Genomic DNA, 18013 nt, shown 5'->3' with positions numbered 1-18013 from the left:
CTGGGCGGCGAGCGTGGCCCAAGAGGTCGGGACGGCCGCATACTGGCCTCATGGGCGCGCCTACCAGCCGGGAATCCGAGCCGCCCGGGGACGTCCGGGAGTTCGTCACGGCCGCGCCGCGACTGGACGGCTTGGTGGTCTCCGCGGTCGGCTACCGATCCACCGGCATGCGACCCGCCCTCCACCGAGGGCTGCCTTCCCCGTATCTGACGCTCATCTTCTCCATCGACGGCCCCGTGGTCAGTGGCAGCACACCCGAGCAGGCGCACGGGACCGACGCCGTGCGGACGGACATCGTGGTGGGCGGGCTGCATCAGCGTCCGGCGTATGTGCTGCAGCCCGAGCACGAGGCGGGCATCCAGCTGGCCGTCCATCCTCTGGCGGCCAGGAGGCTGCTCGGCATGCCCGCCGGGGAGCTCACCGACCGGCTCGTCACCCCGGGCACGGACGTCCTGGGGCGCGACGCGGGCGAGATCCACGAGCGGTTGTGCGCGGAGGGAACCTGGCACGAGCGTTTCGCCCTCGTCACCGACTATCTCCAGCGGCGCGCGGCAGCGGCCGGCCGCACCGCCGACGTACGGCCCGAAGTCGCCGAGGCCTGGGCCTGGCTCGCCCGTCATCGGGGTGCGGGCACGCTGGACGGGCTGGCCGCCCATGTGGCACTGAGCCCGCGCCGCCTGACCACCGTGTTCCGGGCCGAGACCGGCATCGGCCCGAAACAGGCCGCCCGGCTGATGCGGTTCCAGCACGCACGCGGCGCCGTCGTCCGGGCCGTCACCGCGGGCCACCCACCGGACCTGGCACGGGTGGCCGCCGAGTGCGGCTACTACGACCACTCCCACCTGGTGCGGGACTTCCGGCAGTACACCGACCTGAGCCCCACGGGCTGGCTGGCCGAAGAGTGCCGGAATATCCAAGCGGGCGGCCATCTCAACGGCGAAGAGTATGAGCCATGAACCCAACCACGGACACCACGAACATCACGGACACAACGGACACCGCGCATCCCCGGCGCGCACCCAGCGTCTGGCCCGCGCTCCAGGCCCACGACGCGCCCGCGCTGATCGACTTCCTCGTCGGCACCGTCGGCTTCCTGCGCACTGCCGTGTACCAGGACGGTGACCTGGTCGCGCACGCCCAGCTCGACTGGCCCGAGGGCGGCGGGATCATGCTCGGGTCGCACAAACCGGGCAGCGAGTCGTGGTCCCTGCAGCCGGGCACCTTCGGGGCGTACGTCGTCACCGAACACGTCGACGATCTCCACCGGCGTCTCAAGGACGCCGACGTGAAGATCATCCGCGAGATCGAGGACCAGCCCTACGGCAGCCGGGAGTTCGCCATCGCCGACCCGGAGGGCAACAAGTGGTCCTTCGGCACCTATCCCGGCGAACCCCGCCGGGCCGACTGAGGCCGTTTCACGCGAGGGTCCAGGACAGGCCGTCCGCGGTGACGGCGAGTGAGTTGGGGCCGGTGGGGGCCGGGCCGTCGAGCGGACCGCCGTAGAGGGCCTGTTCCTGGAGGTCGTTGCCGGTGCGGAAGGTCTCGCCGACGACTCGGGCCGACAGCAGCGGGTTGACGCGGTCGTCCGCGGTCGCCAACCGGCCCACCGCACCGTCCAGTTCGGCCGCCGCGGCGCGCCAGTGGTCGCCGAGTTGCTCGGGGCCCACGACCGCCCGGTCGCCGGACACCAGTCCGCCGGCGAGTTCGGCGAACGCGGCGGCCTCGCCGAGGTCGACCTTGGTCACCTTCTTCGCCGCCCAGAAGTACGAGTCCTCGGCCTGCTCCATGTCGTAGAAGGCAATCAGGAACTCGTAGAACACGGCGTACTCACGCCGGTAGCGGGCCTCGAACTCGGCGAAGCCGCGCGCCTCCGGCACGCTGCCGTCCAGGGCGGCGTTGACCGCACGGGCGGCGAGCAGAGCGCCGTAGGTCGCCAGGTGCACGCCCGAGGACAGCACCGGGTCCACGAAGCACGCGGCGTCGCCGACGAGCGCCATGCCCGGGTTCCAGAAGGACTTCTTCCAGTACGAGTAGTCCTTGCGCACCCGGACCCGGTCGTACGGCGCCTCGGTCGCGACCGGCACACCCGTCAGCAACCGCTCGACGTCCGGGCAGGCCCGGATCATGTCCTGCCAGGCGGCGCGCGGATCACGCTGCACCGCGGGGATGTGCTCGGGCGAGATCACCGCGCCGACGCTGGTCAGGTCGGGGCGCAGCGGGATGTACCAGATCCAGCCGGCATCGAAGGCGGCACAGAAGATGTTCCCGCTGTTCGGCTCGGGCAGCCGTTGCCCGCCCTCGTAGTAGCCGAACACGGCGAGGTTGCGGAAGAAGTCGGAGTACACGCGCGTGCCGCCGACCTGGCCGTGGATCCGGCTGGTGTTGCCGGAGGCATCGATGACGTGCGGGGCGTACGCCGTCCGTACGGTCCCGTCGGGGTCGGTGTACTCGACGCCGCGTACGCGCTCGCCGTCGGCGAGGACGCGGCGCACCGGGCTGCCCTCGCGGACCTCGACGCCCGCCTTGCCCGCGTTGCGCAGCAGGATCTCGTCGAACCGGGAGCGCTCCACCTGGAAGGCGGTTGCGGTGGGTTCGGGCAGGCGGGGCGTCATGGAGAAGGAGAACTGCCAGGGCTCGGGGTCACGGCCCCAGCGCAGGGTTCCGCCGCGCTTGAGCGTGAACCCGGCCTGGGCGACCTCGTCGGCGACGCCGAGGATCTGGCAGACGCCGTGCACGGTGGCGGGCAGCAGCGACTCGCCGATCTGGTACCGGGGGAAGGTCTCCCGCTCCAGCAGCAGCACCCGATGCCCGCGCATGGCCACGACGGTCGCGGCGGTCGAGCCGGCCGGTCCGCCGCCCACGACGATCAGGTCGTAGTCCGAGGTCATCCAAGGTCTCCTGTTCTTGCGGAGGTTGCCACGCGGTCGGCTGTGGGTTCCTACGTGGTCAGCCAGGCGCGGATCGCCGCGGCGGTGGTGTCGGCGTCGTGGTGGACGAGGGAATAGTGGTCACCGGGGATGTCGGCGGCGTCGTGCGGGAGCGGCCAGTGCGGCTGCCAGTCGCCGTCGGGGTCGATCCGCCGCATCTGCGGGGTCGGCCGTCCGCGCAGCAGCAGCGTGGGGACCGGTGACGGTTCGGGTCGCCATTGCTCCAGCACGCGCGCGTAGCCGCCGCCCGCCATCAGCAACGAGTCGTCGAACTGGTCGGCGACATCGTCCGGCAGGGCCGCACCGGCGGCCATCAGAGCCAGTCCCCGTGCGTCGTCGCGGCGCAGGACGCCGACGTGGGAGTCGAGCAGGACCAGGCCGGCCGGTGGCTGCCCTTCCGCCGCGAGGTGCCGGGCCACGGCATGTGCGACCGCTCCGCCGGCGCAGTAGCCGACGAGGACGGGCGGCCGACCCGTGGGCAGGTCTCGTACCGTCTCGGCGTGCGCGCGCACGAGCGTGGCCACGCTGTCCGGGACCGACCGGTGGGCGCCGAGACCGGGATGCTCCAGCAGGAACAGGTCGCGTTCGCCGTCGAACTGCTTCGCCAGGCCGTGCGGGATGCGCTGGGTCGGGGTGAGGTAGTCCGGAAGGTAGACCAGCGCGGCGCCGTCGCCGTGGGCGAGCCGGGTCGGCGCGACGGTGTACCGGGCGCGGTCGGCCGCGGAGAAGGTCGGGAGTGCGTACGACGCGAAGTGGCGCAGCGCCATCGCCTCGAACGGCCCCTGCTCGCGGAGCACGCGGTGGTAGACGGTGCTGAACCGGGCGTAGTTCTCCATGCCGCTGCCGGCTGCGGCCGGTGACTCCGCTTCGGTTCCGGTACGCGGCTCCGGTTCGGTTCCGGTCTGCGGCAGGCCTCCGGCGTCGCGGAGGGCGGCGTGGACGTGGGCGGCCAGAGCGGGCAGCGTGGGGTGCTCCAGGACGATCGTCGGCGCCAGCCGGACCCGCAGGAACGCGCTGAGCCGGTTGCGGACTTGGACAGCGGTCAGAGAGTCGAAGCCGAGCTCGGTGAACTCGCGGTCGACGGGGAACGAAGCCGCGTCCGGAAAGCCCAGCACCGCGGCCAGCTCGGCCCGGATCAGGTCGGTCAGCTCGGCTTCACGGCGGTCCGCGGGAAGGGCCGCCAGCCGGTCGCGCCAGCCCCCGGGCGTCTGCCCGACAGCCGGGGCGGCGGTGGCCGCCTGTCCCGCCCGCGCCGGACGGCCGGGCAGCAGGTCCGCGAGGACCGGCGGCCCGGCCTGGCCTCCTGCGGCAGCCCGGTCCAGCGGGATCGGCACGAGCACCGGCTCGGGTGTGCGCAGCGCGGCGTCGAGCAGGTCGATGCCCTCGCGCTCGGTGACCGCCCGTACGCCACCCTCGACGAGATGGTGCGGGGCGACCCGGCCCGCCATTCCTTCGTCGTCCGCGGTGGCCCAAGGGCCCCAGGCCAGCGCCTGCGCGGGCAACCCGCGCGCGGCCCGGTGCAGGGCGAGCGCGTCGAGAAACCCGTTCGCCGCCGCGTAGTTGGCCTGACCGGGCCGGCCCAGCACACCGGCCGCCGAGGAGTACAGCACGAACGCGGACAGGTCGAGGCCGCTGGTCGCCTCGTGCAGATGCCAGGCGGCGTCCGCCTTCGGCGCCAGCACGCTCGCCACCCGCTGGGGCGTCATGCCGTCCACCACTCCGTCGGCCACCACCCCCGCGAGGTGGAACACCGCGGTCAGCGCGGGCCGGCAGGAACCCACCAGGGCCTCGACGGCCGCCCCGTCGCTGACATCGCACGCCGCCACCCGCACGTCCGCCGACAACTCCGCCGCCCACGCCGGGATACGACCGCTGCGGCTCGCCAGCAACAGGTGCCGGACCCGGCGTTCGGCCACGAGGTAGCGGGCGAGGCTCGCGGCCAGCGCGCCGGTGCCGCCGGTGATCAGCACCGTCCCTTCGGGATCCGGCTCGGGCGGCGCGGCGGACGGCGGATCCGCGACGGTCAGCCTCGGCACCAGAACGCCGCCGTTGTGCAGGGCGACCTGCGGTTCGCCGGTCCGCAGCGCCGCGTCCAGGACCTCCGGCGAAGCGGCGGCGCCGCGGCGGTCGACCAGCACGATCCGGCCGGGATGCTCGGACTGGGCGCTGCGCACGAGTCCGGCCACCGCGGCCTCGGCCAGGTCGGGATCATCGCCGGTGGCGTTGTGCGTGAGCACCAGCAGTCGGCCCGGTCGCGCCTGCGACGTCCACTCGCGTACCCGCTCCAACACGGCCGTGACCAGGCCCTTTACGCGACCGGGGAGGTTGGTGCCTTCGGGCTGGGCGGCGGACAGGTGTGCCACGTCGAGCAGTTCGTGATCCGAGTCGGTGCCGCCGACGGGAGTGGCGGGGTTGGCAGGGGTGGCGGGCCTCCAGGTCATCCTGAACGGCCTGGCGCCCGCCGCCTGCGCGGGGATCGGCCGGGTGATCACCGACTCGACGACGGCCAGCGGACGGCCGGCCGGGTCGGTGAGGGTGACGCGGAGCTCGTCCGGGCCGAGCCGTTGCAGGTGTGCCCGTGCGGCGGTGGCGCCGGTCGCGTACACGGTCACGCCGGTGCAGGTGAGCGGGGCGCGCGGTTCGTCCGGTTGGCGGGCCAGCAGGGCGGCGTGCAGCGCCGCGTCGAACAGGGCGGGATGCAGGGTGTACGACCCGGCGGTCGCCGCCTCCCGGGGCGGGAGCGTCAGCTCGGCGAAGAGGTCCGTGTCCCGGCGCCAAAGTGCCGTCACCGCACGGAACGCCGGGCCGTAGTCATGGCCGTACGCGGCGAGCCGTGCGTAGTCGACCGGGATCTCCTCGGCGCCCTCGGGCGGCCATGTCCCGGACGCGAGAGCGGGCGGAGGACCGGCCGGGGCGATCGTCGCGGTGGCATGCCGGGTCCAGGGCTCGGCGGTGTCGGCCGGGCGGGCCCAGATGGTGACCGGGCGGTGCCCTTGCTGGTCCGCCGCACCGGCGACCACTTGAACCCGTACGGGATCCGACGGGGGCAGCAACAGCGGCTCCCTGAAGGCCAGTTCGGCCAGCCGGACGGCTTCGGAGGTGCCGGCGGCGCGGCAGGCCAGCTCGGCGAACAGCGTTGCGGGCGCCAGTACCCGATCGCCGATCACATGGTCGGCGAGCCAGGGGAGGCGAGCGGGGGACAGCACTCCGGTGTGCCGGATTCCGGGCCCGTCGGCGTCCGGCTGCGGCTCCCCCACCAGCGGATGGCCGGCCGTGACCCGGTGTCGGACGGCGTCCAGCCAGTAGCGCTGCCGCTGGAACGGATACGTGGGAAGGGGGCGGTGAGGGCGGGCACCGCTGCCCGCGTACACCGCCTGCCAGTCCACCGGCACGCCGTGCGCATGCAGCGCGGCCAGCGCCGCCAGCGCTCCGCCTACGTCGGCACATGAGGTGACCACCGTGCCCGCGTCCTGCCCGACGCACTCCTCGGCCGACACACTGAGCGCGGGCGCGGGGCCGGCCTCGACGAACGCCGTCACCCCCGCAGCGACCAGTCCGCCCATCGCGTCGGCGAACCTCACCGTCTCGCGTGCCTGGCGTACCCAGTGGTCGGCGGTGGCGAGCGCGTCCGTCTCGGCACGACCGGTCAGCGTGGACAGCACGGGGACGGACGGGCGCCGGTAGGCAACCGATTCGGCGACCGCGCGGAACTCGGCCAGCATCGGGTCGAGCAGCGGCGAGTGGAAGGCATGGCTCACCCGCAGCCGGGTGGTCGGGCGGCCGACGCGGGCGGCCAGCGCGGTCACCGCGTCCTCGTCACCGGAGAGCACCACGGCCTCCGGTCCGTTGACCGCCGCCACAGCGACGCGGCCGGGCCCCGCGGCGTCGTCGAGCAGGGGCGCCACCTCGGTCAGCGGCGCGCGCACCGCGATCATCGCTCCGCCGCCGGGCAGGGCCGCCATCAGACGGCCGCGCGCCGCCACCAGCCGTACCGCGTCGGCGCGGGAGAACACCCCCGCGATATGGGCGGCGGCCAGCTCACCCACCGAGTGGCCGACCAGGAAGTCCGGTCGTACGCCCCACTCGGCGAGCAGTGTGTGCAGGGCGACCTCGAAGGCGAACAGCGCGGGCTGCGCGTAGTCGGTGCGGTCCAGGAGGCTGCCGTCGGGTGCGTCGATCACCTCCCACAACGGCCGGTCGAGCCATGGTGTGAACGCCTCGCACAGCTCGGTGAAGGCCGCGTCGAACACCGGAAAGGCAGCCGCCAGTTCACGGCCCATGCCGGGCCGCTGCGCGCCCTGGCCCGCGCAGAGCAGCGCCAGCCGTGGATGGGCCCGCACGGTGCTCCGGTGCAGGGCCGGGTTGTCGGCTCCGCCCGCCAGGTCGCGCAGTCCGGCAATCAGTCCTTCGGCGTCGGTGGCCAGTACGGCCGCGCGGCGGGACAGCGGTGTCCTGGTGGTGGCCAGGGAGTACGCGATGTCCAGCACGCTCTCGTCGGTCGCGTCGGCCAGCGCGTCCGCCAGCCTCCCGGCGTGGGCGCGCAGCCCGGCCTCGTCGCTGCCGCTGACCAGCCAGGGGACGACGGGCCAGGGGCCCGCGGGCTCGGCCGAGCCTTGGCCGACGCGGTCGCCGGTATCGGCACCGGAACCCTTGCCGCCCTCGACACCGGCATCGACGTCCGACGGCTCCTCGATGATCACGTGGGCGTTGGTGCCGCCGATGCCGAAGGAGGAGATCGCCGCCCGGCGCGGCCTCTCGCGCTGCGGCCAGGAGCGCGCCCGGTCGAGCAGGCGCACGGCGCCGGTGGACCAGTCCACGTGCGGCGACGGCTCGTCCGCGTACAGCGAGGCGGGCAGTTCGCCGTGCCGCATGGCCTCGATCATCTTGATCACGCCGGCCACTCCGGCCGCGGCCTGGGTGTGCCCGAGGTTCGACTTGACCGAGCCCAGCCACACCGGGTCGGCGGGGTCGCGGTCCTGGCCGTAGGTGGCCAGCACGGCGCCCGCCTCGATCGGGTCGCCGAGCGCGGTCCCCGTGCCGTGTCCCTCGACGACGTCCACGTCGGCCGGGCGCAGTCCGGCGTCCGCCAGTGCCAGGTGGATCAGCTCGCGCTGGGCCTCGCCGTTGGGGGCGGTCAGACCGTTCGACGCGCCGTCGGAGTTCACCGCCGAGCCGCGCAGCACGGCCAGCACCGGGTGGCCGTTACGGCGGGCGTCCGACAGCTTCTCCAGCATGACCAGGCCCACGCCCTCCGCCCACGCCGTACCGTCGGCGCCCGCCGCGAACGAGCGGCACCGGCCGTCGGGCGACAGCGCCCGCTGACGGCTGAACGCGACGAACGGGTGCGGGCTCGACAGCACCGTCACCCCGCCGGCCAGCGCGAGGGTGCACTCACCGGCCCGCAGCGCCGTGGCGGCCAGGTCCATCGCGACCAGCGAGGACGAACAGGCCGTGTCCACGGTCATGGTGGGGCCGCGCAGGCCCAGGACGTAGGAGATCCGGCCGGACGCCACACTGCCCGCCGAGCCGATGCCTATGTGCGACTCCAGCTCGTGCGGCGACACCCCGCTGCCGTAGCCGGCGTGCATCAGGCCGACGAACACGCCGGTGCTGCTGCCGCGCAGCGACGGCGCCGGAATGCCCGCGCGTTCCACGGTTTCCCAGGCAACCTCCAGCAGCAGCCGCTGCTGGGGATCCGTGGCCAGGGCCTCCCGCGGGGAGATGCCGAAGAACAGCGGGTCGAAGTCCGCCGCGTCGTGCAGGAAGCCGCCACGACGGGTGTACGTGGTGCCGATCCGGTCCGGGTCGGGATCATGCAGGGCGTCGAGGTCCCAGCCGCGGTCGACGGGGAACTCGCCGGTGGCGTCCACGCCGTCGGCCACCAGCCGCCACAGCTCCTCGGGCGAGCTCACTTGGCCCGGGTAGCGGCAGCCGACGGCCACGATCGCCACCGGTTCGGCGGCCGGCCCGCGGCGTGGGAGAGCCGTCGTGGGGGCGCCGCCGTGCAGCCGGGCGTCGAGGTGGGCGGCGACCGCGGCCGGGGTCGGGTGGTCCCAGACCAGCGTCGCGGGCAGCCGCAGTCCGGTGCGCAGGCTGAGCCGGTGCCACAGGGACATCGCGTCCATCGAGGTCAGACCCAGATCGGCGAACGCGGTGCCGGGATCGGCGGCCGTCCCACGGATCGTCGCGGTCTCCTCGCACACTAGGTCGGTCAGCGCGGCCCGTCGCTCGCCGGGCGTCCGGCCGGACAGCCGCGCGAGCGCCGGCTCGGCCGGGCGTTCGGCGAGCGTCTCGCGCAGTACGGCCCGTCGCGGCTTGCCCCCGGCGGTGCGCGGCACGGCGGGCGTGAACAGGACCTCCTCGGGCACCTTGTGCGCGGAGAGCACGGCGGCGCAGGCGCGCAGCACAGCTGCCGCCTCGACCGTCTGGTCCGCCGGGACGACGAACGCCACCGGCACCTCGCCGAGCAGCGGATGGGCCCGTGCCACCACAGCCGCGTCCCGCACTCCGGGCAGGCCGAGCAGCACCTGCTCGACCTCGGCCGGGTCGACGTTCTCGCCGCCGCGCACGATCCGGTCGTTCACCCGGCCCGTGACCGTCAGACACCCGTGCTCGGCGAGCAGCCCCAGATCGCCGGTGCGGTACCAGCCGTCGGACACGGCAGCGGCGGTCGCCTCGGGGCGGTCGTGGTAGCCCAGCATGACGCCGGGACCGCGGACCCAGATCTCCCCCTCCGCGCCGGCCACGTCCCGACCGCTCTCGGGATCGACCAGCCGGACCTCCATGCCGGGAACGAGCGGTCCGCTGCTCCCGCGCACCCTCGGCCCGCGCACCGTCTCCATGGCGATCTTGCCGCAGGTCTCGGTGCTGCCGTAGCCGTCGAGGAGGGGGGCGCCGAACCGCGTCTCCACCTCGTCCCGCAGGTCCGGTTCACTGGGCGCGCCCGCGGTGACGCACAGCCGCAGCGAGGGCACCGCACCGAGGCCGGCGTCGAGCAACTGGCGGTAGGTGAGCGGCACGCCGCCCAGCACGGTCGGTTCGAACTCGCCGATCAGCCGGACCAGTTCGGCCGGATCCGCCGCCGCGGTGATCCGCGCGCTGGCCCCGGCCACGGTCGTGCCCAGCACGCACAGCGAGTGGGCGTACGTGTGCGCGAGCGGCAACGGCCACAGCAGCCGGTCCGCCTCCGACAGGCCGAGCCGCGGCACGTAGCAGGCGACCGACGACCACAGCGCGGACCGCTGGCTCGACACGGCGGCCCTGGGCGTTCCGGAGGTGCCGGACGTGTAGAGGAGCCATGCGGGCTCGTCCAGCCCGAGGTCGTCGCGAGGGGCGGACGGGTGCCCGGCGGCGAGATCCTCGAAGCGGCCGACGTCGTCCGGTGCCGCGCCGTCGCCGGTCACCACCAGGCGGGGCGCGCGCCCGGCGGTCAACCCGGCGATCCGCGGCAGCCGGCGCAGGTCGGTGACGATGACGGACGGATCGCAGTCGGCCAGCAGCGCCGAGAGCTCGGCGTCGGTACCGCGCGGACTCAGCGGCACACCGACCGCGGCGGCCCGCACCGTGGCCAGCAGGCCTTCGACCAGTTCCACACTGTTGTCCAGGCAGAACGCCACGCGCTCGCCGCGGCCGACCCCGAGTCCGACCGCCAACCCGGCGGTCCGGCGCTCCAGTTCGGCCCAGCTCACACCGCGCCGGTCGTCCTCGAACGCGACCTTCTCGCCCTGCCGTAACGCGTTCCCGGCGAGCAACTCCGCCACAGACCGAACCCCGACCGCTTCCCCTGCCCCCATTGAGCCTCCCGCCCGTCGGGCGTCCGCACCGTGTCGGTCCGATCTACGCCGCCGCCCATTCTGCCAAGTCCCTTGACCACGCTACGAATACGGCGTGCGGGGGGGGGAGGACCGGGCGGGGCGGACAAAGGAGGGGTGCACACAGAGGAACGGTCCACACGGGAGCGGCGGAGACGACCCAGACGCAAAAAGGGCCCTCCCAGGCTGTTGCCTGCGAAGACCCTTCGCACCGTCGGGACGACAGGATTTGAACCTGCGACCCCTTGACCCCCAGTCAAGTGCGCTACCAAGCTGCGCCACGTCCCGGTGCGTCTCACACGGTGAACCGCGTGATCGCGCAAACAGCACTTTACCCCACGTCGGGGGCCGCTTCGCAGAGGGCCGGGGCAGGGCGGGACAATCGACGTATGGGCAGTACATCCTCAGACAGGCCGGCCGGTGCGCGGGACCGGGACGACGAGGGGCGGGCTCGCAACGCCCGACCGCGGGACGGGCTCGGGCGGCCCCTGCCATACGGCGCGGAGGGTGTGGAGCGGCAGCCCGAGGGGGTCGTGCGCGCCCCCGAGCAGAGCGTCACTGAGGCGCAGGAGCTGCTCGACGCGGGGAAGCCCTTCCACGCGCACGAGGTCTTCGAGGACGCCTGGAAGACGGGCCCCGACGAGGAGCGGGCCCTGTGGCGGGGCCTCGCCCAGCTCGCGGTGGGCCTCACCCACGCGGCCCGGGGCAATGTGACGGGCGGGGCGCGGCTGCTGCGGCGCGGCGCCGGGGCGGTCGAGGAGTGGGCGTCGACCTCGGGGCGCGCGCAGCCGTACGGGATGGACCTGAGCGGGCTCGCAGAGTGGGCTCGGTCGGTGGCGGGGGACGTGGAGCGGGACGCCGGGGCCGTGGACGCGAGGGCACGGGCGCCGCGGCTGCGGGGGTGAGGGCGAGCGCGGCCCGACCCCGCCCCCGGGCCCCTGCCCCGAGGGAGCGGCCCGGCACTCGCAAACGTGCCCCGACCTCGGACGCGATGCCCGCGTTGTCAGTGGCGTGGGGCAGACTCGGGGTGTGCGAAAGATTCATGTCATCGGTATCGGAGCGGGCGACCCCGAGCAGCTCACGCTGCAGGCGGTCAGGGCGCTGCGCAGTACGGACGTCTTCTTCATCCTCGACAAGGGCGAGGTGAAGGCGGACCTCACGCAGCTGCGCCGGGACCTGCTGGACGCGCACATATCGGACGGGACGTATCGGATCGTGGAGGCGCGGGACCCGGAGCGGGACCGGTCCGCGGGCGGTGCCGCCTACTCCCCCGCCGTCGGGGACTGGCGCAGTGCCCGCGCCCTGATCTACGAGCGGATGATCGCCGAGGAGCTGGGCGAGGACGAGACGGGCGCGTTCCTGGTGTGGGGTGATCCCGCGCTGTACGACAGCACGCTCGGGATCCTGGAGGAGGTCCTGGACAAGGGCGCGGTGGACTTCGAGTACGACGTCGTGCCCGGCATCAGCAGTGTCTCGGCGCTCGTCGCCCGGCATCGGACGGGGCTCAACCGGATCGCCCGGCCCGTGCAGATCACGACCGGTCGGCGGCTGGCCGAGGGCTTCCCCGAGGGCGTGGACGACGTGGTCGTGATGCTCGACGCCCATCAGACCTTCCGGCGGTACGCCGACCAGGACATCGACATCTACTGGGGTGCCTACATCGGCACCCCGGACGAGATTCTCGCCTCGGGCCCGATCGTCGAGGCGGCGCCCCGGATCGAGCGGCTGCGTGCCGAGGCGCGTGAGCGCAAGGGCTGGATCATGGACACGTATCTGCTGCGCAGGAACCCGAGAGATCAGTAGGAAGCAGTAAGGAGCAGCACGGACGCGCCCAGGGTGAGCGGCATCCGCACGGCACCCGGGCGGACCGTTCCCGCATGCGCCGTCTCCGCACCGCTGTGATCGTCGGGCCGTGACGCTCGCCGAGGAATCCGTTCCGCCCGCCGCCTCCCAGCCACCCGTGCTGGACAAGCGTCACCGCAATGTCGTCTTCGTGACGATCATGCTGGGGATGCTGCTCGCGGCACTCGACCAGACGATCGTGGGCACGGCGCTGCCGACGATCGTGTCGGACCTGGGCGGCGCCGAGCACATGTCGTGGGTGGTGACGTCGTACCTGCTCGCGGAGACCGTCGCGACGGTCCTGGTCGGCAAGTTCGGCGACATGTTCGGCCGCAAGGTGGTCTTCCAGGTCTCCGCGATCGTGTTCATCACGGGCTCGTTCCTGTGCGGTCTGGCCTCCAACATGACGCTGCTGATCGTCTGGCGGGCGATGCAGGGGGTCGGGGCCGGCGGTCTGATGGTGACGGCGATGGCGTTGATCGCGGACGTCATCCCGCTCCGGGAGCGCGGCAAGTACCAGGGCGCGATCGGTGCCGTGTTCGGTGTGGCGACGGTGATCGGGCCGCTCCTGGGCGGGCTGTTCACCGACCATCTCACCTGGCGCTGGGCGTTCTACGTCAACGTCCCGATCGCGATCATCGTCGTCATCGCGGCCGCCCGGACCATCCCGGTGGTCAAGTCGGCCGCCCGGCCCATCATCGACTATCTGGGCATCGGGCTGGTCGCGGTCGGCGCCAGCGCGCTGATTCTGGCGACCAGTTGGGGTGGCAACGAGTACGCCTGGGGCTCCGGCATCATCATCGGCCTGTTCGTCGGCGGCGCGATCGCGCTCGGCCTGTTCTGCTGGGCGGAGACGCGGGCGGCCGAACCGATGCTGCCCATGCGGCTGTTCGCCAGCCCGGTCTTCACCGTCTGCTCCGTGCTCAGCTTCATCGTCGGCTTCGCCATGCTCGGCGCGCTGACGTATCTGCCGACCTATCTGCAGTACGTCGACGGCGACTCGGCCACCATCTCGGGCGTGCGGACGCTGCCGATGGTGGTGGGGCTGCTCATCGCCTCGGTGTTCAGCGGCAACGTGGTCAGCAAGACCGGCAAGTACCGGTTCTTCCCGATCGTCGGCTCCCTCGTGATGGGGGTCGGGCTGTACCTGATGTCCCTCATGGGGCCGTCCTCCAACGCCTGGCTGGAGTCGCTGTACATGTTCGTGCTCGGTACCGGCATCGGCCTGTGCATGCAGGTCCTGACGATCGCCGTGCAGAACACCGTCGTCTACGCCGACCTCGGCACCGCGACCTCCGGGGTCACCTTCTTCCGTACGCTGGGCAGTTCGTTCGGCACGGCCGCCTTCGGCACGATCTACACCAACTCGCTCACCCCCGTCTCACCGCGGCCGTCGCCGAAGCCGCGAGCGCGGACACCGGCCTCGATCCGGCCGCCGTCTCCCGGGCCGCGACCAGCCCCGACGGCCTGCACGCGCTCCCGTCGGACGTCGCCGCCCCGATCGTCGAGGCCTACGCCGACACGCTGCAGACCGTCTTCCTGTGGACGGTGCCGGTCGCGGCGGTCGGCTTCGTGGTCTCCCTGTTCCTCAAACAGGTGCCGCTGCGCGACAGCGCGCGCCTGGGGTCCACCGACATGGGCGACGGGTTCGCCTCGCCGCACGACGCCAACGCCCAGCGGGTGCTGGAGGCGTCCGTCGGGAAGATCATCGGCGGCCTGGGGGCCGACACCGCCCGCCGCATCATCGCCGACTCGGACACCCGCCTCGACGTGGCCGGCGCCTGGGCGGTGTTCCAGGTCGAGCTGCTGACGCGCCTGGTCGGCCACGCCGATCTCGGGATGATCGCGGCCCGCCGTCGCATGCCCCCGGAAGTGCTCCTGCCCGTCTTCGACCGCATGGTCGACGAGGGCTACCTCACCCGCGACGGCTCCTTCCTCTCCCACACCGCGGCGGGCGCCCGAGAGGCCGACATCATCGGCAAGGCGTGGGGCGGCTGGCTCGAACAACGGGTGCACGACGACATCGGCAGCCCTCCCGGCACCGACCTGCGCGCCGCGGTCCACACGATCGCCAAGCGCCTGCTGATCGAGGACCTGACCGAGGGGCTCCCGAGCCGCACGAAGGAGCCGGAGCTGAGCGCGTCGCACTGAAACCGGGGTGCGGCGGGCGGCGGCATGTCCGCGCACCGCCCGTCCCGAGCGCCGTCTCCGGCGAACACTATGAACACAACGATCAGATCGTGGTTCCTCACCCCGTCGCTCCCTAGCATCGCGGCGCACGGCTCGACGACGCGCCGACGAGGACGAGGAGCAGCGTCTTGGACTGGACGAGAACGCACACAGTGATCCGCAGGTCTGTTTCACCGGTTCCACGGCGGCGTACGGCGCTGGCAGCCGTACTGGCCGGGGTCCTCACCGTCGGCTTCCTCGTCGGCGCCTCGAACGCCCGAGGGGAGTCGGAGTCGGCGGAGGGACCGGCGCGTGCCGAATGTCCCGCCGAACTGGTCAGCCGGGCCACTTGCTACAGCGGCCGCGACTCCAACGGCGCCTACTACGCGATAGCCGTGCCCGACCACTGGAACCGCTCCCTCGTCGTGCACTCCCACGGAGGCCCCGATCTCGGTACGGGCTCCGACCCCGCCCGCAGCCTCGACGACCTGGGCCGCTGGTCGGTGATGGTGAAGGAGGGCTACGCCTGGGCGGGTTCGTCGTACCGCCGGGGCGGCTACGGGACGCGGATGGCCGCCGCCGACACCGAGAGCGTGCGTCGGCTGTTCGTCGAGGAGTTCGGCGAGCCTCGGCGGACGTATGCGCACGGCCAGTCCTGGGGCGGGAACGTCGCCGCGAAGGTCGTCGAGACCTACGGCGGGCGGGGCGGGGCCTACGACGGGGCGCTGCTCACCAACGGCGTCCTCGCCGGTGGCTCACGGGGCTACGACTACCGCGTCGACCTGCGCGTCGTCTACCAGTACTACTGCGGCAACCACCCCCGTCCGACCGAGCCGCAGTACCCGCTGTGGCAGGGGCTGCGCGCCGGCTCGACCATGACGTCCGCCGGGCTGCGCGCCCGGCTGCAGGAATGCACCGGTTACGCGTCGGCGCCCGAGGAGCGGAGCGCGCTGCAGCAGCGCAATCTCGACGACATTCTGGCCGTCACGAGGATCCCGGAGCGCGCGCTGGAGTCGCATCTGCGGTTCGCGACCTTCACGTTCCGGGACATCGTGCACGACCGCCTCGGGGGCCGGAACCCGTTCGGCAACCAGGGCGTCCGGTACTCCGGGTCGCACGACGACGAGGCGCTCAACGCCGGCGCCGAGCGGTTCGCCGCGGACCCGACGGCCGTACGGGATCTGTCCTACGACAGCGATCTCACCGGCAAGGTCTCGATCCCGGTGCTGACCCTGCACGCGATCGACGATCCGACGGCGTTCGTGGAGCACGAGGCGGCGTACCGGGCCACGCTGCGCGGGGCCGGTCGGGCCGGGCACCTGGTGCAGACGTTCACGCGGGAGCACGAGCACAGTGAGCTGAGCGATGCCGAGTACGCCGCCTCCATCGCGGCCCTGGACAGGTGGGTGCGGGCGGGTGAGCGGCCCACGGCCCGGTCGGTCGCCGCGTCGTGCGCGGTGTTCGACCGTACGTATGGCACCGGGTGCTTCTACGACCCGGAGTTCCGCCCGGCGCCGTACGCCACGCGTGTCGAGCCGCGCCCGGGCGGGCTGCGGTGGCCCGCGATGACGGCGGGTCAGGAGCGGGCCTGGGGCAGGATCGAGGGTGTCGGGATCGCTGCTTGAGCGGTGCCGCGACGGTCGGTGGCTATCGTCCTCGCATGGGATCCGTACGGGCCGTCCTCATCGACATCGACGGGGTCCTCACCGTCTCGTGGCAGCCGCTGCCCGGGGCGGTCGAGGCGCTGCGGGAGATCCGCGCGGCCGGTCTCGGTGTCGCGCTGGTCACCAACACGACGTCGCGGACTCGGGCGTCGATCGCCCGGGTGCTGGCGGAGGCGGGGTTCCCGGTGTCCGCCGAGGACATCCTGACCGCGCCCGCCGTCACCGCCGCGTATCTCGCCGAGCACTGTCCGGGGGCCCGGTGTGCGCTGCTGAACAGCGGCGACATCGTGGAGGATCTCGGCGGGGTGACCGTCATCGGCGAGGACGAGGGGGACGACACCGCTCCGGACGTCGTGGTCCTCGGGGGTGCCGGACCCGAGTTCGACTACGCGGCCCTCAACCGGGCCTTCGGGCAGGTGCAGCGCGGGGCGCGGCTGGTGGCCATGCACCGGAATCTGTACTGGCGGACGGACGAGGGGTTGCAGCTCGACACCGGCGCGTTCCTGGTCGGTCTGGAGAAGGCCGCGCGGGTCGAGGCGGAGATCACGGGGAAGCCGTCGGCCGCGTTCTTCGAGGCGGCGCTGGCACATGTGGGGGCCGGTGCGGGGGAAGCGGTGATGGTCGGTGACGACATCGAGTCGGATGTGCTGGCGGCGCAGCGGGCCGGGGTCACGGGGGTGCTGGTCAGGACGGGGAAGTACCTGCCGGAGACCCATCGGGCGGCGAGCGGCACGCCCGACCATGTGATCGACTCGTTCGCCGATCTGCCGGCGCTGCTGAGGGAACTGCGGGGATCAGCGCAACAGTAGCTGCAGGCCGCCCACGACCGTCGCCGCGATGACGAGCTGCTCGAACAGCCGCTGGTTGATCCGGTCCACGGCCCATCTGCCGATCAGCGCGCCGGGTACGACGAAGATCACGAGAGCCGCGTCGAGCAGGAGCGAGGGGCCGTCGATGAGGCCCAGTCCGGCGCTGAAGGGCACCTTGGAGACGTTGACGATCAGGAAGAAGAAAGCGGAGGTCCCCAGGAAGCCGAGCTTTCGGAAGCCGGCCGACAGCAGGTACATCGACATCACCGGACCGCCCGCGTTGGCGACCATGGTGGTGAAGCCGCCGAGGACGCCGTACGAGCGGGCCTTGACCCGGCCGGCCCGGGTGGTGACGGAGTCGGGTGCGTCCTCCTTCTCCGCCGTACGCCGGCGCCAAACCGTGACGGCCGCCATCAGCAGCAGGATCGCGCCGATCGACGTACGGACGATCCCGTCGTCCGCCCACACCAGGAACAGCGTGCCGAAGACGACGCCGGCCGCGACCGCCGGGAACAGACGCCACAGGGTGGGCCAGTGGGCGTGACGTCGGTAGGTGAGGACGGCGAGCACGTCCCCGGCGATCAGGATCGGCAGGAGGACGCCGGTGGAGGCGCGGGCGGGCAGTACGGCGGCGAAGATCGCCAGGCTGACCGTGTTGGCCCCGCTCACGGCCGTCTTGGAGAAGCCGACGAGCAGGGCCGCGAAGGCGAGCGCGGCGAATTCCCACCCTGTTATGTGCCAGAGGTTCATCGTGTCCATGCGGAGACCGATGGTATGTGCAGACAACAGGT

Annotated in this window: 9 protein-coding genes, 1 tRNA gene and 1 pseudogene; 7 read left to right on the top strand and 4 right to left on the bottom strand. The window is 72.9% G+C overall.

All coding sequences use genetic code 11. The features are described from left to right. Positions 1-50 precede the first annotated feature (50 nt). Both BLU79_RS37595 and BLU79_RS37590 read left to right on the top strand, forming a co-directional pair. Positions 51-956, top strand: coding sequence for an AraC family transcriptional regulator (locus BLU79_RS37595; protein ID WP_093910498.1), 906 nt, complete (start codon positions 51-53; stop codon positions 954-956). Then, the gene (locus tag BLU79_RS37590) at positions 953-1408 is read left to right on the top strand and encodes a VOC family protein (RefSeq protein WP_093910497.1); all 456 of its coding nucleotides are present in this window, start codon (positions 953-955) and stop codon (positions 1406-1408) included. Before BLU79_RS37595 ends, BLU79_RS37590 begins: the two co-directional genes overlap by 4 nt. Before the next feature lie 7 nt (positions 1409-1415). Here BLU79_RS37590 and BLU79_RS37585 read toward each other — a convergent pair whose 3' ends face one another. The 3 genes from BLU79_RS37585 to BLU79_RS37575 form a co-directional block, all read right to left on the bottom strand. Next, positions 1416-2888 carry a tryptophan 7-halogenase gene (locus tag BLU79_RS37585; protein ID WP_093910496.1) on the bottom strand — a complete coding sequence of 491 codons (1473 nt, stop codon included), beginning with the start codon at positions 2886-2888 and terminating at the stop codon, positions 1416-1418. Positions 2889-2938: 50 nt separating this feature from the next. Further along, on the bottom strand, positions 2939-10687 hold the full coding sequence (locus tag BLU79_RS37580; RefSeq protein ID WP_256333614.1) for a type I polyketide synthase: 7749 nt from the start codon (positions 10685-10687) through the stop codon (positions 2939-2941). A 265-nt stretch (positions 10688-10952) separates the two neighbouring features. Then, positions 10953-11026 (bottom strand) — tRNA-Pro (locus BLU79_RS37575). Positions 11027-11127: 101 nt separating this feature from the next. Between BLU79_RS37575 and BLU79_RS37570 the strand changes: the two genes are divergently transcribed. The 5 genes and pseudogenes from BLU79_RS37570 to BLU79_RS37550 all read left to right on the top strand — a co-directional run bounded on the left by BLU79_RS37570 (position 11128) and on the right by BLU79_RS37550 (position 17222). Further along, positions 11128-11643, top strand: coding sequence for a DUF309 domain-containing protein (locus tag BLU79_RS37570; RefSeq protein ID WP_093910494.1), 516 nt, complete (start codon positions 11128-11130; stop codon positions 11641-11643). Positions 11644-11767: 124 nt separating this feature from the next. After that, on the top strand, positions 11768-12541 hold the full coding sequence (gene cobF, locus BLU79_RS37565) for a precorrin-6A synthase (deacetylating) (protein ID WP_093910493.1): 774 nt from the start codon (positions 11768-11770) through the stop codon (positions 12539-12541). Between the two features lie 109 nt (positions 12542-12650). Next, positions 12651-14731: pseudogene (locus tag BLU79_RS37560) on the top strand (MDR family MFS transporter). Between the two features lie 167 nt (positions 14732-14898). After that, entirely contained in the window at positions 14899-16374 is a 1476-nt protein-coding gene (locus BLU79_RS37555; RefSeq protein ID WP_256333613.1) for a hypothetical protein, read from the top strand. 35 nt (positions 16375-16409) lie between these two features. Then, positions 16410-17222: an HAD-IIA family hydrolase gene (locus tag BLU79_RS37550; RefSeq protein WP_093910491.1), complete on the top strand. Its 813-nt coding sequence runs from the start codon at positions 16410-16412 to the stop codon at positions 17220-17222. Here BLU79_RS37550 and BLU79_RS37545 read toward each other — a convergent pair. Beyond that, positions 17208-17981, bottom strand: coding sequence for a sulfite exporter TauE/SafE family protein (locus BLU79_RS37545; protein WP_093910490.1), 774 nt, complete (start codon positions 17979-17981; stop codon positions 17208-17210). The two genes, BLU79_RS37550 and BLU79_RS37545, sit on opposite strands and share 15 nt — an antisense overlap. Between the last annotated feature and the right edge of the window lie 32 nt (positions 17982-18013).

Source organism: Streptomyces sp. cf386 (genome assembly GCF_900103585.1).
Taxonomy (GTDB): domain Bacteria; phylum Actinomycetota; class Actinomycetes; order Streptomycetales; family Streptomycetaceae; genus Streptomyces.
The sequence above is the reverse complement of the archived record's forward strand: the minus strand, read 5'-3'. Positions and strand labels throughout refer to the sequence as shown.

Bases quoted from the DNA above. Each gene is read 5' to 3' on its own strand.
- BLU79_RS37585 (WP_093910496.1), bottom strand. From the start codon at position 2,888: ATGACCTCGGACTACGACCTGATCGTCGTGGGCGGCGGACCGGCCGGC.
- BLU79_RS37550 (WP_093910491.1), top strand. From the start codon at position 16,410: ATGGGATCCGTACGGGCCGTCCTCATCGACATCGACGGGGTCCTCACC.
- BLU79_RS37590 (WP_093910497.1), top strand. From the start codon at position 953: ATGAACCCAACCACGGACACCACGAACATCACGGACACAACGGACACC.
- BLU79_RS37570 (WP_093910494.1), top strand. From the start codon at position 11,128: ATGGGCAGTACATCCTCAGACAGGCCGGCCGGTGCGCGGGACCGGGAC.
- BLU79_RS37595 (WP_093910498.1), top strand. From the start codon at position 51: ATGGGCGCGCCTACCAGCCGGGAATCCGAGCCGCCCGGGGACGTCCGG.
- BLU79_RS37545 (WP_093910490.1), bottom strand. From the start codon at position 17,981: ATGGACACGATGAACCTCTGGCACATAACAGGGTGGGAATTCGCCGCG.